We start from the raw sequence: 12,811 nt of genomic DNA on the forward strand, positions 1-12,811 counted from the left end.
CGATCATTCTTCCCGGGACACGCCGAAGCGTGCCGCCAAGGCGTCCCGCTGCGCCCGTACGAACGCCGCGTCCACCACCGCCCCGTGCCCCGGCACGTACAGCGCGTCCTCGCCGCCGAGCGCCAGCAGCCGGTCCAGGGCCGCGGGCCACCGGTGGGGGAGAGCGTCCGGTCCGGCCTGGGGCTCGCCGGACTCCTCCAGCAGGTCCCCGCAGAAGACGACCTCGGGCGCCCCGCCCGAGCCCGCGACGAAGACCGCCAGGTCGTGCGCGGTGTGGCCGGGCCCGAGGTTGGCGAGGAGCACCCGCGGCCCGTCGCCCAGGTCCAGCGTCAGCTCCCCGCTGACCGGGTGCCGGGGCGTGACCAGCCGCTCGGCGGCCTCCGCGGCGGCCCCGGGCGCGAGCCCGTACCGCTCCGCGTCCAGGCGCAGCTCCTCGCGCTCGCGCCGCATCAGCTCGGCGGCGCCCACGGCCCCGTACACCTCCGCGCCCGGGAAGGCCGCCGTGCCGAAGACGTGATCGAAGTGGGGGTGCGTCAGAGCGATATGCGTCACTTCCCGGCCGAACAGCTCGCGCACCTCGCGCCCGAGCTCAGCGCCCTCCGCGACCGTCGAGCCGGTGTCCACGAGCAGCACGCCCGTACTGCCCGCGACGGCCCCGACGGTGGCGTCCCACGTCGGCATTCGGCGGCGCGCGACGCCCGGCGCGAGCCGCTCCCACCGTGCTGCATGCCCCTGGCCTTGCTGACCGCTGTCCATACCAGGACGCTAGCGGGAGCGCGGTACGGTTGCCCGTCCGGCGTCCTGCCGCGGGCACGCGGCGGGGACGGCTCTTGCCCTGCCTGTGGTGCACGGCCGTACACTGGCTGGAGGGCTTTGGCACTCGTGACTGCTGAGTGCCAGGAACGGGCCCCGTAAGACGGTCTGGACTTGGAGGTGCGCGCGATGCTGAGCGAACGCAGGCTCGAGGTGTTGCGCGCCATCGTCCAGGACTATGTGGGCACAGAGGAGCCGGTCGGCTCCAAGGCCCTCACCGAGCGGCACCGGCTGGGTGTTTCCCCGGCCACGGTGCGCAACGACATGGCCGCGCTGGAGGAGGAGGGCTTCATCGCCCAGCCGCACACCAGCGCCGGCCGCATCCCGACCGACAAGGGCTACCGGCTCTTCGTCGACCGCCTGGCGGGCGTCAAGCCCCTGTCGACGCCGGAGCGGCGCGCCATCCAGAACTTCCTGGACGGCGCCGTCGACCTGGACGACGTCGTGGGGCGCACGGTCCGCCTGCTGGCGCAGCTGACCCGGCAGGTCGCGGTGGTGCAGTATCCGTCGCTGACCCGTTCGACGGTGCGCCACGTGGAGCTGCTCTCGCTGGCTCCGGCCCGCGTCATGCTCGTGCTGATCACGGACACCGGGCGGGTCGAGCAGCGCATGATCGACTGCCCGGCCCCGATCGGCGAGACCTCCCTGGCGGATCTGCGCGCGCGGCTCAACAGCCGTGTCGTGGGCCGCCGGTTCACGGACGTCCCGCAGCTGGTGGCGGATCTGGCCGAGTCCTTCGAGCAGGAGGACCGCGGAACCGTTTCTACGGTGCTGGCCACCCTGCTGGAGACGCTGGTCGAGGAGACCGAGGAGCGGCTGATGATCGGCGGCACCGCCAATCTCACCCGTTTCGGTCACGACTTCCCCCTCACCATCCGGCCCGTGCTGGAGGCGCTGGAGGAGCAGGTCGTGCTGCTGAAGCTGCTGGGCGAGGCCAAGGACTCCGGGATGACGGTGCGCATCGGCCATGAGAACGCTCACGAGGGACTGAACTCCACATCGGTCGTCGCCGTCGGCTACGGTTCGGGCGACGAGGCAGTCGCCAAACTCGGCGTGGTCGGACCGACCCGCATGGACTACCCCGGAACGATGGGAGCGGTACGCGCAGTGGCACGTTACGTCGGACAGATCCTGGCGGAGTCGTAAGTGGCCACGGATTACTACGCGGTCCTGGGCGTACGGCGCGACGCCTCGCAGGACGAGATCAAGAAGGCCTTCCGCCGCCTCGCCCGCGAGCTGCACCCGGACGTCAATCCGGACCCGAAGACGCAGGAGCGGTTCAAGGAGATCAACGCCGCCTACGAGGTGCTCTCGGACCCGCAGAAGAAGCAGGTCTACGACCTCGGCGGCGACCCGCTCTCCGCGTCCGGCGGCGGTGGCGGCGCCGGTGGCTTCGGCGCGGGCTTCGGCAATTTCTCCGACATCATGGACGCCTTCTTCGGACAGGCGTCGCAGCGCGGCCCGCGCTCGCGCACCCGGCGCGGCCAGGACGCCATGATCCGTCTCGAAGTGACCCTCGACGAGGCCGCCTTCGGGACGACCAAGGAGATCCAGGTCGACACCGCCGTCGTCTGCACCACCTGCAGCGGCGAGGGCGCGGCCCCGGGCACCTCCGCCCAGACGTGCGACATGTGCCGCGGCCGCGGCGAGGTCTCGCAGGTCACCCGCTCCTTCCTCGGCCAGGTCATGACCTCCCGGCCGTGCCCGCAGTGCCAGGGCTTCGGCACCGTCGTGCCGACCCCCTGCCCGGAGTGCGCCGGCGACGGCCGCGTCCGCTCGCGGCGCACCCTGACGGTCAAGATCCCGGCCGGTGTCGACAACGGCACCCGGATCCAGCTCGCGGGCGAGGGCGAGGTCGGCCCCGGCGGCGGCCCCGCCGGCGACCTGTACGTCGAGATCCACGAGAAGCCGCACACGGTCTTCCAGCGCCGCGGTGACGACCTGCACTGCACGGTCACCATCCCGATGACGGCCGCGGCCCTCGGCACGAAGGTGCCGCTGGAGACCCTGGACGGCGTCGAGGAGATCGACATCCGGCCCGGCACGCAGTCGGGCCAGTCGATCCCGCTGCACCAGCGCGGCGTCACGCACCTGCGCGGCGGCGGCCGGGGCGACCTCGTCGTGCACGTCGAGGTCATCACCCCCAACAAGCTCGACCCGCAGCAGGAAGAGCTGCTGCGGCAGCTGGCGAAGCTGCGGGGCGAGGAGCGGCCGATGGGCGAGTTCAAGCCCGGGCAGCAGGGGTTGTTCTCGCGGCTGAAGGATGCGTTCAACGGGCGGTAGGCGCTGGGCCGGGGACGGACGCTGAGCGCTCCGCTTCCCCCTGGTCCTCTACGCACCTGTGTGGTCTTTTTCACCGGACGGGCTCGGATCGAGCCCGTCCGGTGATTGACATGGTCTGTGACACGATGTGGTCATGGCATACGAACCCAGGGTGGCCTCCGCGCTCACCGGCCTGTGCCGGCACCCGGTCGTGCAGGCGCCCATGGCCGGCGGCGTCTCCGGGCCCGCCCTCGCGGCCGCGGTGTCCGAGGCCGGCGGCCTCGGCTTCCTGGCCGCCGGTTACAAGACGCCCGCGGCGATGTACGAAGAGATCAAGCAGCTTCGCGCCCGCACCGCCGCACCCTTCGGTGTGAATCTGTTTATGCCGCAGCCACCCGCCGCCGACCCGGCGGCCGTCGAGGTCTACGCCGAGCAGCTCGCCGGCGAGTCCGCCTGGTACGAGACGCCGCTGGGCGACCGGGACCACGGCGGCGACGACGCCTACGACGCGAAGCTCGCGATCCTCCTCGACGACCCCGTGCCGGTCGTCTCGTTCACGTTCGGCTGCCCCTCGCGCGAGGCCGTCGCCGCCCTCGCCGCCGCCGGCACGCTGACCGTCGTCACCGTCACCTCGGCCGCCGAGGCGCTGGCCGCCCGCGACGCCGGTGCGGACGCCGTGTGCGCCCAGGGCATCGAGGCCGGCGGCCACCAGGGCACCCACCGCGACGACCCGCACGCCGACGGCGCGGGCGCGGGCCTCGGCCTGCTGTCCCTGCTCGCCCAGGTCCGCGACGCCGTCGACCTCCCCGTGATCGCCACCGGCGGGCTGATGCGCGGCGAGCAGATAGCCGCCGTCCTCGCCGCGGGCGCGAGCGCCGCGCAGCTCGGCACCGCCTTCCTGGCCTGCCCCGAGTCCGGCGCCCACGCCCTGCACAAACAAGCCCTGACCGACCCGATGTTCGTGGGTACGGAGCTCACCCGGGCCTTCTCGGGCCGTCCCGCCCGCGGGCTGGTGAACCGTTTCATCCACGAGCACGGCCCGTACGCCCCCGCCGCCTACCCCCAGGTCCACTACCTGACGGCAGGGCTGCGCAAGGCCGCCGCCCAAGCGGGCGACCCGCAGGCGATGGCCCTGTGGGCCGGCCAGGGCCACCGGCTCGTCCGGCCCCTGCCCGCCGCCGCGCTCATCGAGACGCTCATCACCGAACTCGACGCGGCACGGGACACATCGACGCAGGGGGAGCGGGGCACGGTACGGGGGAGCGAGACGCGGGGGAGCGAAATGCGAGGGAGCGAGTCATGACAGCGCCGGTGTTCCTGGTCGAGGAGGACGCCCTGACGGGGGTCTTCCCCGGTACCGTCTTCCCCCTCGACGGCCCCGAAGGGCGCCACGCGGTCTCCGTCCGCCGCCTCCGGGTCGGCGAGGAGATCGGCCTGACGGACGGTCAGGGCAATGGCGCCTTCGGCACCGTGGCCGCCGTCGAGGGCAAGGACCGGCTCGACGTCGCCGTGACGTCCGTACGCTCCGAGCCGCAGCCCGAACCCCGCATCACCGTCGTCCAGGCCCTGCCCAAGGGCGACCGCGGCGAAGTCGCCGTCGAGACCATGACCGAGACCGGCGTCGACGCGATCGTCCCCTGGGCCGCCTCCCGCTGCATCACCCAGTGGAAGGGCGACCGGGGCCTGAAGTCCCTCGGCAAGTGGCGCGCCACCGCCCGCGAGGCCGGCAAGCAGTCCCGCCGCCTCCGCTTCCCCGACGTCGCCGAGCCGATGACGACCCGCCAGGTCGCCGGGCTGCTCGCCGGCGCCGCCTTCGCCGCCGTCCTCCACGAGGAGGGCCACAGCGCTGCGCTCGCCACGGCCGCACTGCCCGCGACGGGCGACATCGTCCTCGTGGTCGGCCCCGAAGGCGGCGTCTCCCCCGAGGAGCTCGCGGCGTTCGCCGAGGCCGGCGCCCAGCCGTACCGCCTGGGCGCCAGCGTCCTTCGCACATCGACCGCGGGCACGGCTGCCGCTGCGCTGCTGCTGGGGCGTACGGGACGCTGGTCCTGACGGGCGGCGGGCGGCGGGCCGCGGGTGGTGCGCCGCGGGTGGTGCGCCGCAGGCGCGCGTAAGACGACTTCGAGAAGTATGAGGATGACGGGGGTCACGAGGGGGGAGCGAGCTCTGCCATGGCAGCACAACTCCGCACACGGGACTACGGGCGCATGCTCGACCTGGTCGTCGCGGTCCTGGAGCACGAGGACCTGGGCTCTGCCTGGCACCTGATCGCCCGGGAGCTGCTGGACTCGCTGGGCTGCGACTCGGCGACGTTCTCGGAAGTACGGATCGCAGAAGGCACCGGATCGGTACGGGGCTGGGCACCGGACGCCCTGACCAAGATCGTCGACGGTCTGGTCGAACGGCGGATCCTTCAAGGCCACCCGCTCCTGGAGTACGGGATGACCGAGCAGGCCCCGGTGAAGATCACCGACATCTGCGACGACTGGCGCAACACCCAGTGGTACCGGGAAGCGCGCCGGGACTTCGGCGTCACCCAGCAGGTGGGCGTCCCCCTCGCCTGCGAGGACGGCAAGATGTGCGTCGCCCTCGTGGGCCGCCGCGGCGACTTCGGCGACCGGGACCTCGCCTTCCTGACCCGCATGCAGCCGGTCATCCAGACCATGGCCAACCACGTGTACGAACTGCGCCGCCTGCGCAGCGCGATCGTCCCGGCCGTCGGAAGCGATCTGACGCCGCGGGAAGTCACCGTACTGGGCCTGCTGGCCGAAGGCCTCACCGCCGCGGCGATCGCCCGCCGGCTGACGATCTCGCCCCACACGGTGAACCGTCACCTGGAACGGATCTATCGGAAGCTCGGCACGAACAATCGGGTGTCGACGCTGGTGGTCGCCCGGCAGGGCGGGCTCGTCGCCTGACGGGTCGGGCATTCGCCCAACTCGCTGGCTGGCAAACGCTATTGTGATCTGTGGCGCACCTCGTGCGCCCCCTCCCACGAGGACGTGGATCCATCCCTCCGGACGCTCGCCCAGGGCGCCCGGCGTGGGCGTCCTCCGGAGCACCCCCGGGCAGGGTGCGTTTGTAGGGAGGGGGCGCCCATGGGACGCCACCGGAAGAAGCCGCTTCGCGAACGGATCTTCGCGGTGATCCGCGAGTTCGGGAGGTGGCTGACGGGACGGTGACCGGCAGTCCTCACACAGGCTGAGGGCTGACGGTCAAAACCGTCCGTCACTTTCGGTCGACCCTCGTCACGGACTAGCCCTCCGCGGCGGGGGTCTTTGCGCGACCGGGCGCCCAGCCGCACGTCCACCAAGCTAGCACTTGCCCCTGAGGCCGCACCACGACCGGAGACGGTCCGGGCCCGGACCCTGTCCGGGCGCAGCGCGGTAGGAAGATCTTCCTATGGCCCGGCCGGCCCTCCCTCGGCGAGGCTACTCCTACGGAACGGCCGGGGCCGGCCGCCGGATACGGGGGTACCGGCGGCCACCCGGTCAGCTCGCACTGGGCGTTCCGGTTTTCAGGCGGGTGAGCAGGGGGCGGAGCGCCGCGGGGGTTGTGGCGAGGATGACGTCCGGGGTTTCGCTCTCGCGGAGGAGGACGGCGCCGGGGGCGCCGACGGCGAGGTGGATGCATGTGGAGCCTGCCTCGCAGTACGAGGACTTCTGCCAGTGCAGTCCGGACACGGCCTCATCCTTCGCTAGAGAGCCTGATCAGCGTTCCGGCCTTTATGTGGGATATGAGGGGGCGGAGTCTGGTGCGAGGCGCGGAGAGTACGGCGCCGGGTGTGTCGCTCTCGCGGAGGAGTACCTGCCCTGACGGAGCAGCAGCCAGATAGACGCAGGACGAGGCCTCCTGGCTGTAGGACGACTTCTGCCAGATGAGCGTGGACACTTCCTTGTCCCTTCAATTGCCTTTGGCGATGCGGTGAATGATGTCGCGCGAAGCCGCAGGCGATACTGCTGCCTCCTCCATGCGGTCCTGCACGAGCCGGTACTTCTGAAGTTTGGCTGCGCTGTCGATCAGCGCGCCGCCGTGTTCCGTATCGATCTGTACGGTGTCGAGCTGAGTGACCGGGCCGTAGAAGTAGTCGACCCCCTGGCCGGAGGTGGGAAAACCTTTGCCGCCGAAGGGGATGACGAGGATGGCGATGTGGTTGTGCTCGCTCATGTCCAGGAGGTGGGCAAGCTGCTCGTCCGCGATGGCGGTACCACCGAAACGCATACGCAGTGCGGCTTCGTGAATGATCGCTTTGTAGGGCGGTGGATTCTCCCGGTAGAGGATGGCCTGACGCTTGATCCGATGGGAGACCCGGTATTCGATCTCATGCATCAAGAGTTGCGGCACGGCTTCGCGAAAGATGGCACGAGCGTAGTCCGTGGTCTGAAGCAGGCCCGGGATGTTGATGACCTGCGAAACCCGCAATCCAACAGCATGGTGTTCGAGTTCGGCGAGGTCGATCAGGCTCGCGGGCAGTGAATCGCGGTACTCCTCCCACCAGCCACGCCTGCGCTCGCCTGTCATTGCGGCCAGCGCATCGACGAGGGCTTGGTCCGAGCAGTCGTAGTGGCGGGCCAGCGTCCGCACCCTGTCGGCGCTGACGCCGTAGCGACCGGATTCGATATTGCTGATGCGCGATTGGGTGGCACCCAGCAACTGCCCTGCTTGTGTGGCGGTCAGATCGGTCCGCTCGCGGAGCCTGCGCAGCTCGGCCCCAAGACGTCGTCGGCGCACCGTCAGTGGAGGTGTGCTGGATGGCATTGCGTTCCCCTCGCGCTCGCACGTGCGTGTGCCGCCCCACCCGAACGGGTCTCTTGTGGGCTGCTCCCCACCGTTTCTGTGGAATGCATTCCCCGGCGGCGCTACGGTATGTGACGTGGGCCACTCGAACGGCCCAACCTCACCTCGTCGCCGGGAGGCCTCATGGCAACCGTATCCGCATCGCAGCCCTGGACGTATACGCTCGAACTGCCGCGCGACGCATCCGCACAGGCGGTCGCTCGGGCCGTGTTGCGGGCCGTCCTCGGGGAGCGGGGCATGACGGAACTGGCGGGCGCCGCCGAGACGTTGACGGCTGAGCTCATCGCCACCGCGCCGGCACCCGCAGGGGCAACGCTGCGGCTGAGGCTGCGAGGGGGCGAAGGCGGCGGCCGGCTGCAGGTGAGCGTGGGTGGCCACATCACGGAGGTGGCCGAGCAGCACGCCCGCGCAGCGTCGACCGTGTCGCTGGTCGGATGCAAGGAATGCGCCGAACTGGAGGCGGCCCGCCGCGAGGCGGAAGCGTGCGGCGGGGACAGGGCGGTGGACGCGGCGATCGCCGTGCGCAGGCACTTCCGCAACGCGCACCGGCTGGCCGAAGGGGCGATCGGGTGACCACCGTGGTGGGGAGGCTCGTGGTGAGGTGTGCGCACGCGACGGGGTGGACGCAGGAGGGAGACGCGGCGAGGTGCGACCGCTGCGGAACCCGGCGTTTTACGGGCTATGGGGCGCTGCTGATCCCGGAGTTGCCGCAGTGGGAGCCGGGCGGCGGCAGGTAGCGGGCGGTCGGGGCGGCTTGTGCGCCACTGTCCGTGAGCTCCAGCATGGTTCCCTGACGGGGGGCTGGGCGATGGGAGTGATCTGCAGTGGCGGTCCGGGATGGCGACAGGATCCGTGTCGAGGCGAGCGGTTCGGGGTGGGCCGACGGGGTCGAGGGCGTTGTTGCCGGGACGTGGGAAGGCCGTCTGCGGATCAAGGTCACCAAGAACGCACCACCAGGGGTGAGCGCGATCCTCTTGGAAGAGGACTCCGTATACGACCGGATCGGGGTATCGGAACCGATGCCGTTGTGCTCATCGTGCCAGGGGAGCGGAAAGATCGAGTGGGAGGACGAGGACGGGTGGCAGCACGAAGCGCCGTGCACGTTGTGCAACGGTGAAGGCGAAGTGACTCCCTGAGAGCGCCCGACCGGCCTCGGCGGCTCGCGGTCGCTCGTCGGCCGGTGGGGTGTTGGCCGCCGTACTCCTGCCGTCACGGATGCGGGTGCGTGAGGAGACCTTGCGCATGGGCCTGGGCTGAGAGGGGAGCTGGCTGCTGCCGCGATGTGGTGTCCGCCGTCGTGGGCGCTTCGCTCACCGGGCCGCCGTTGTGGCCGAGGGTCCGGCTGCGGACTGGTGGGAGCTTCGGCCCGGGGGTGTGGGCGGGTGGCGGCCGGTGCCTGCCTTCTTGTGGCTGAGTTCCGTGGTTCGGGTGCGGGTCAGAACAGGCTGGCAGCGGGGGGATGGGGGCGCGGGCCCGTAGGACGGCTTGCGGCCGGTGGGTGGTTGGCCGCTGTGCTCCTGCTGTCTACGGATGCACGCGCGTGAGGAGACCGATCCCATAAGCCTGGGCTGAGGGGGAGCGGGCTGCGGCCGGGGCTGGGGGCGCTTCGCTCAGCGCGGGACCGTGGTGGTTGCCCGTCCGGCTGCGGGTCGGTGGGGTGGCGGCTCGTTTGGGGGGACAGAAATCCACCGGCCTGGCCTGTAGCAGCGGGCGGGTAAGTGGCCCGGGTCGGCGGCCGAGTGCCTCAGCAGCCCCAGCAGGGTGCCCTTGCCTCATACGCGCCCGGTCTGGGCCCTCGCCCGGCGGGTAAGTGGCCCGGGATGGCAGCTGGACGCTCTCTGCAGTCCCAGCAGCTCCCTCTCGCCTCACTAGCCCTCACTCAGGGACAGTCGGCCGCGTAACCACGATGGCGGCGCGCTGAGCGAAGCGCTCACGACGGGCCCAACCACATCGCGGCAGCAGCCCGCTCCCCCTCAGCCACAACCGGACAGACCGGTCTCCTCGCGCGCCCGCATCCGTGACGGCGCGAGTGCGGCGGCCAGCCACCCACCGGCCGTAAGCCAACCGCAGGGCGAATTTGCCGCCCCCGGCCACGCCGCCCCCCTGGCGGACCCGGCACGTCGCCTACCGTTTCCGGCGTGAAGATCTCGGTTCTGGTCGTGGACGGTGTGTTCGACTCCGGGCTTGCGTCCGTGCTCGACGTGCTGCAGACGGCCAATGAACTGCGCCACGAGGTGCCGCAGCCCCCGCCCCCGTGGGAAGTGGCCTGCGTCAGCCCGCACAAGCCGACCGTGCGGACCGCCGCCGGGCACCGGGTGGATGCCGTGGCCCCGGAGGCGGCCCCCGTACCCGAGGTGCTCGTCGTGCCCGGGGTCGGGCACAGGCGGGCGGGGCCGCTGGCCGAGTGGGTCGCCTCGCCGGACCGGGCACCCGAACGGGAGCTCGTGCGGCAGGCCCGCGACACCCGTACGGCCCTCGCCGCCGCCTGCACCGGCACGTTCCTGCTCGCGGAGAGCGGCGTGCTCGACGGGCAGCCCGCCACCACCACGTGGTGGCTCGCGCCCGACTTCCGGCAGCGCTATCCCGAGGTCCTGCTGGACGAGACGCGCATACTCGCCCACGCCCCGGGCCTGACCACGGCCGGCGCCGCCACGGCACACCTGGACCTCGTGCTGTCGCTCGTGCGGGACCGCAGCCCGGCCCTCGCGGAGCTCACCGCGCGCTACCTGCTCATCGACACCCGACCCGCCCAGGCGGGCTACGCCGTGCCCAGCCACCTGGCCCGTACCGACCCGCTGGTCGCCGGGTACGAGCGCTGGGTGCGCGAACACCTCGAACAGCCGCTGCGCATCGCGGACGTCGCCCGCGGCCTGGGCGTGAGCGAGCGCACCCTGCAGCGTGCCGTGGACCGCGTCCTCGGCATGTCGCCGCTGCGCTTCGCCCAGCGGATCCGGCTCGAACAGGCCGCTCACCTGCTCCGTACGACCGCCCTGCCCACCGACGCCGTGGCCCGCCGCGTCGGCTACGAGAACGCCACCACCCTCACCACCCTCCTCCGCGAACGTCTCGGCACGACCCCTGGCCGGCTCCGCCGCCCGGCCGGGAATCCGGCGTGAGGGGGCTGAAGGGGCTGAGGAGGCCGGCTGAGATAGTGCGGGTACTGCGCGTACTGGAAGAGGCCGAGGTCGTACCGAAGCCCGGAACGGGGGATTGTGGACCGGCTCTCCGAAGAAGAGGAATGCGTTCTCATCAACGCCCGGGAAATGTCCCCCCTCTGGTCCGTCGTGATGGACTGGACCCGTGGTGGAGACGACGCCGAGTGCTCGGCCGTCGTTCCCGTCTTCGCCGAGATCATCGGCCGGTGGGAGCGAGCCGGATACGTCGAGGTCTATCAAGGTGACGAATGGCCGGCGCACGAGGGTGGGGAGCGGTTGACCGGCGACGTGCTTGAGGACGTGCTCCGCAGTCCGTCCACCTGGGAGTACCGGGAAACGCCCCCGGTGATCGGGCTGTTGGACGCGCCGGGCAGCTCCGCGCTGCGTTCGGCCTGGCTGGGTTGATGTCCTTGCGACCCGACGAACATCCGGAGATCCGCTCCTGGATCGACGGCTACACGGGCGGCGGACTCGACTCCGTCGATTTCCTCACGCAGAACTGCACGCCCGGCATGTGGCTCGCTTTCGCCCACCTCATGAACCCCGAGTTCGTCGAGGTGCGCGGGTGCGTGCTGCGGAAGCGCTCGTACGCGCCGGACAACTTCGACGACTGGTACCGGCACCTCGGCGGGGACGTCCGCGGGATCGAGGCCGTGCTCAACCGCTTCGTGGTCGGTGACGCGGTCGACTGCGGCAATGGCGGCAATGGCGGCAATGGCGGCGACGCCGACACCGCCGACGAGGAGGAAGTCCTCGGGTACATCGCGCGGGCGATCGCCCACTCCTGGGAGGCCGCCCTCGCCCGGGCCTTTCCGGCGAAGCGGTTCGACGTGCGGGTCGTGGACACCGACGACGGCCCGGTCGTCATGTTCGGGCAGGCGGCGTCCGCGTCCTGACCGGCTCCCCCGCCCCACCTCGTCCAGCCCGGCCCCGCTCGGCCCGCACCCCACCCCCCTCGTTCGTCCGGAATCTGACGGTTCACTTCGTTCTCCTGCCTGGCACATGCATGCCCCGTGTGTCCGTATGGCCCCGGCACACTCCGCAGCTGAGAAACGAGGCGAACATGCACACGTCCCGAGCAGCACTCGGCATCGCCGCCGGGCTGAGCGCCCTCACCTTCACCCTGGCCGCCGGGGCGGGGGCGCAAGCGCAGACACCGCAGCCGGTCACGGGGCCCGCCGCGGGCAAGGCCGTCGTCGACATCAGATCCGCCGCCGGGCTGCCCGGCACCGGATCGTCCGGCAAGCCCGCCGTCGACACCGTCTACCGCACGCCCGCCTTCACCAACCACCTCGGCGGGCAGTGCCTCGACGGCGACCGGAACCAGATTCCCAACAACGGGGCCAAGGTCCAGCTCTGGGGCTGCAACAGCTGGGACAACCAGAGCTGGTACTGGACGCCCGTGCCCAACCAGCCCGTCGGCTACTACACGATCCAGAACGGCTACAGGTCGCAGTGCCTCGACGGCGACCTCAACACCATCCCCAACAACGGGGCCGTGGTCCACCTCTGGGGCTGCAACGGCTGGAACAACCAGATCTGGATCTGGAACGGCACCAACCTGCAGAACGCCCAGGGGCAGCAGTGCCTCGACGGCGACACCAACACCATCCCCAACAACGGCGCCAAGGTGCAGCTCTGGGCCTGCAACGGGTGGACCAATCAGAAATGGACCTTCAACAGCTGAGTGGCTGAGTGGTTGAGCAGCTGATTGAACGAGCCCTGCCGCCGGTCGGTTCCTTCCTCGCCGGCAGCAGGGCTCCGTCCTCAGTTCCTCCTACGAG

The 12,811-nt window shown here is 71.1% G+C and carries 14 protein-coding genes and 1 pseudogene; 11 read left to right on the forward strand and 4 right to left on the reverse strand.

The window, feature by feature from the left end; all coding sequences use genetic code 11:
* Window positions 1-3 precede the first annotated feature (3 nt).
* Window positions 4-756, reverse strand: coding sequence for an MBL fold metallo-hydrolase (locus AS857_RS18960; protein WP_058044494.1), 753 nt, complete (start codon window positions 754-756; stop codon window positions 4-6).
* A 186-nt stretch (window positions 757-942) separates the two neighbouring features.
* Between AS857_RS18960 and hrcA the strand changes: the two genes are divergently transcribed.
* From hrcA to AS857_RS41535, 5 genes are all read left to right on the forward strand, one after another.
* Window positions 943-1,959 (forward strand): heat-inducible transcriptional repressor HrcA, encoded by a 1,017-nt coding sequence (gene hrcA, locus AS857_RS18965; protein WP_058046900.1) that lies wholly within the window; start codon window positions 943-945, stop codon window positions 1,957-1,959.
* Window positions 1,960-3,096 (forward strand): molecular chaperone DnaJ, encoded by a 1,137-nt coding sequence (gene dnaJ, locus AS857_RS18970; RefSeq protein WP_058044495.1) that lies wholly within the window; start codon window positions 1,960-1,962, stop codon window positions 3,094-3,096. It abuts the gene before it with no gap.
* Between the two features lie 151 nt (window positions 3,097-3,247).
* Window positions 3,248-4,378 carry a nitronate monooxygenase gene (locus AS857_RS18975; RefSeq protein WP_058046901.1) on the forward strand — a complete coding sequence of 377 codons (1,131 nt, stop codon included), beginning with the start codon at window positions 3,248-3,250 and terminating at the stop codon, window positions 4,376-4,378.
* Complete coding sequence (locus AS857_RS18980) at window positions 4,375-5,127, forward strand: 16S rRNA (uracil(1498)-N(3))-methyltransferase (protein WP_058044496.1); 753 nt, start codon at window positions 4,375-4,377, stop codon at window positions 5,125-5,127. The genes AS857_RS18975 and AS857_RS18980 overlap by 4 nt, the downstream gene beginning before the upstream one ends.
* A gap of 119 nt (window positions 5,128-5,246) precedes the next feature.
* On the forward strand, window positions 5,247-5,993 hold the full coding sequence (locus tag AS857_RS41535) for a helix-turn-helix transcriptional regulator (RefSeq protein ID WP_245700313.1): 747 nt from the start codon (window positions 5,247-5,249) through the stop codon (window positions 5,991-5,993).
* Window positions 5,994-6,566: 573 nt separating this feature from the next.
* Here AS857_RS41535 and AS857_RS18990 read toward each other — a convergent pair.
* The 3 genes from AS857_RS18990 to AS857_RS18995 are packed head-to-tail and all read right to left on the reverse strand — an operon-like array spanning window position 6,567 to window position 7,833.
* The gene (locus tag AS857_RS18990; RefSeq protein ID WP_058044498.1) at window positions 6,567-6,758 is read right to left on the reverse strand and encodes a DUF397 domain-containing protein; all 192 of its coding nucleotides are present in this window, start codon (window positions 6,756-6,758) and stop codon (window positions 6,567-6,569) included.
* Between the two features lie 4 nt (window positions 6,759-6,762).
* Entirely contained in the window at window positions 6,763-6,966 is a 204-nt protein-coding gene (locus tag AS857_RS37860; RefSeq protein ID WP_079110498.1) for a DUF397 domain-containing protein, read from the reverse strand.
* 12 nt (window positions 6,967-6,978) lie between these two features.
* The gene (locus tag AS857_RS18995; RefSeq protein WP_058044499.1) at window positions 6,979-7,833 is read right to left on the reverse strand and encodes a helix-turn-helix domain-containing protein; all 855 of its coding nucleotides are present in this window, start codon (window positions 7,831-7,833) and stop codon (window positions 6,979-6,981) included.
* Between the two features lie 162 nt (window positions 7,834-7,995).
* Between AS857_RS18995 and AS857_RS19000 the strand changes: the two genes are divergently transcribed.
* The 6 genes and pseudogenes from AS857_RS19000 (at window position 7,996) to AS857_RS19025 (ending at window position 12,714) form a co-directional block, all read left to right on the forward strand.
* Entirely contained in the window at window positions 7,996-8,445 is a 450-nt protein-coding gene (locus AS857_RS19000) for a hypothetical protein (RefSeq protein WP_058044500.1), read from the forward strand.
* 23 nt (window positions 8,446-8,468) lie between these two features.
* Window positions 8,469-8,528, forward strand: a pseudogene (locus AS857_RS42405) (hypothetical protein); the annotation flags it as partial.
* A 1,482-nt stretch (window positions 8,529-10,010) separates the two neighbouring features.
* Entirely contained in the window at window positions 10,011-10,988 is a 978-nt protein-coding gene (locus AS857_RS19010; RefSeq protein ID WP_058044502.1) for a GlxA family transcriptional regulator, read from the forward strand.
* A gap of 96 nt (window positions 10,989-11,084) precedes the next feature.
* On the forward strand, window positions 11,085-11,432 hold the full coding sequence (locus AS857_RS19015; RefSeq protein ID WP_058044503.1) for a hypothetical protein: 348 nt from the start codon (window positions 11,085-11,087) through the stop codon (window positions 11,430-11,432).
* A complete protein-coding gene (locus AS857_RS19020; protein WP_063804338.1) occupies window positions 11,432-11,923 on the forward strand; it encodes a hypothetical protein in 492 nt (163 codons plus the stop codon). Before AS857_RS19015 ends, AS857_RS19020 begins: the two co-directional genes overlap by 1 nt.
* Window positions 11,924-12,090: 167 nt before the next feature.
* Window positions 12,091-12,714 carry an RICIN domain-containing protein gene (locus AS857_RS19025; RefSeq protein WP_058044505.1) on the forward strand — a complete coding sequence of 208 codons (624 nt, stop codon included), beginning with the start codon at window positions 12,091-12,093 and terminating at the stop codon, window positions 12,712-12,714.
* Window positions 12,715-12,811 lie beyond the last annotated feature (97 nt).

The sequence above is a fragment of the Streptomyces roseifaciens genome, assembly GCF_001445655.1.
GTDB lineage: Bacteria > Actinomycetota > Actinomycetes > Streptomycetales > Streptomycetaceae > Streptomyces > Streptomyces aureoversilis.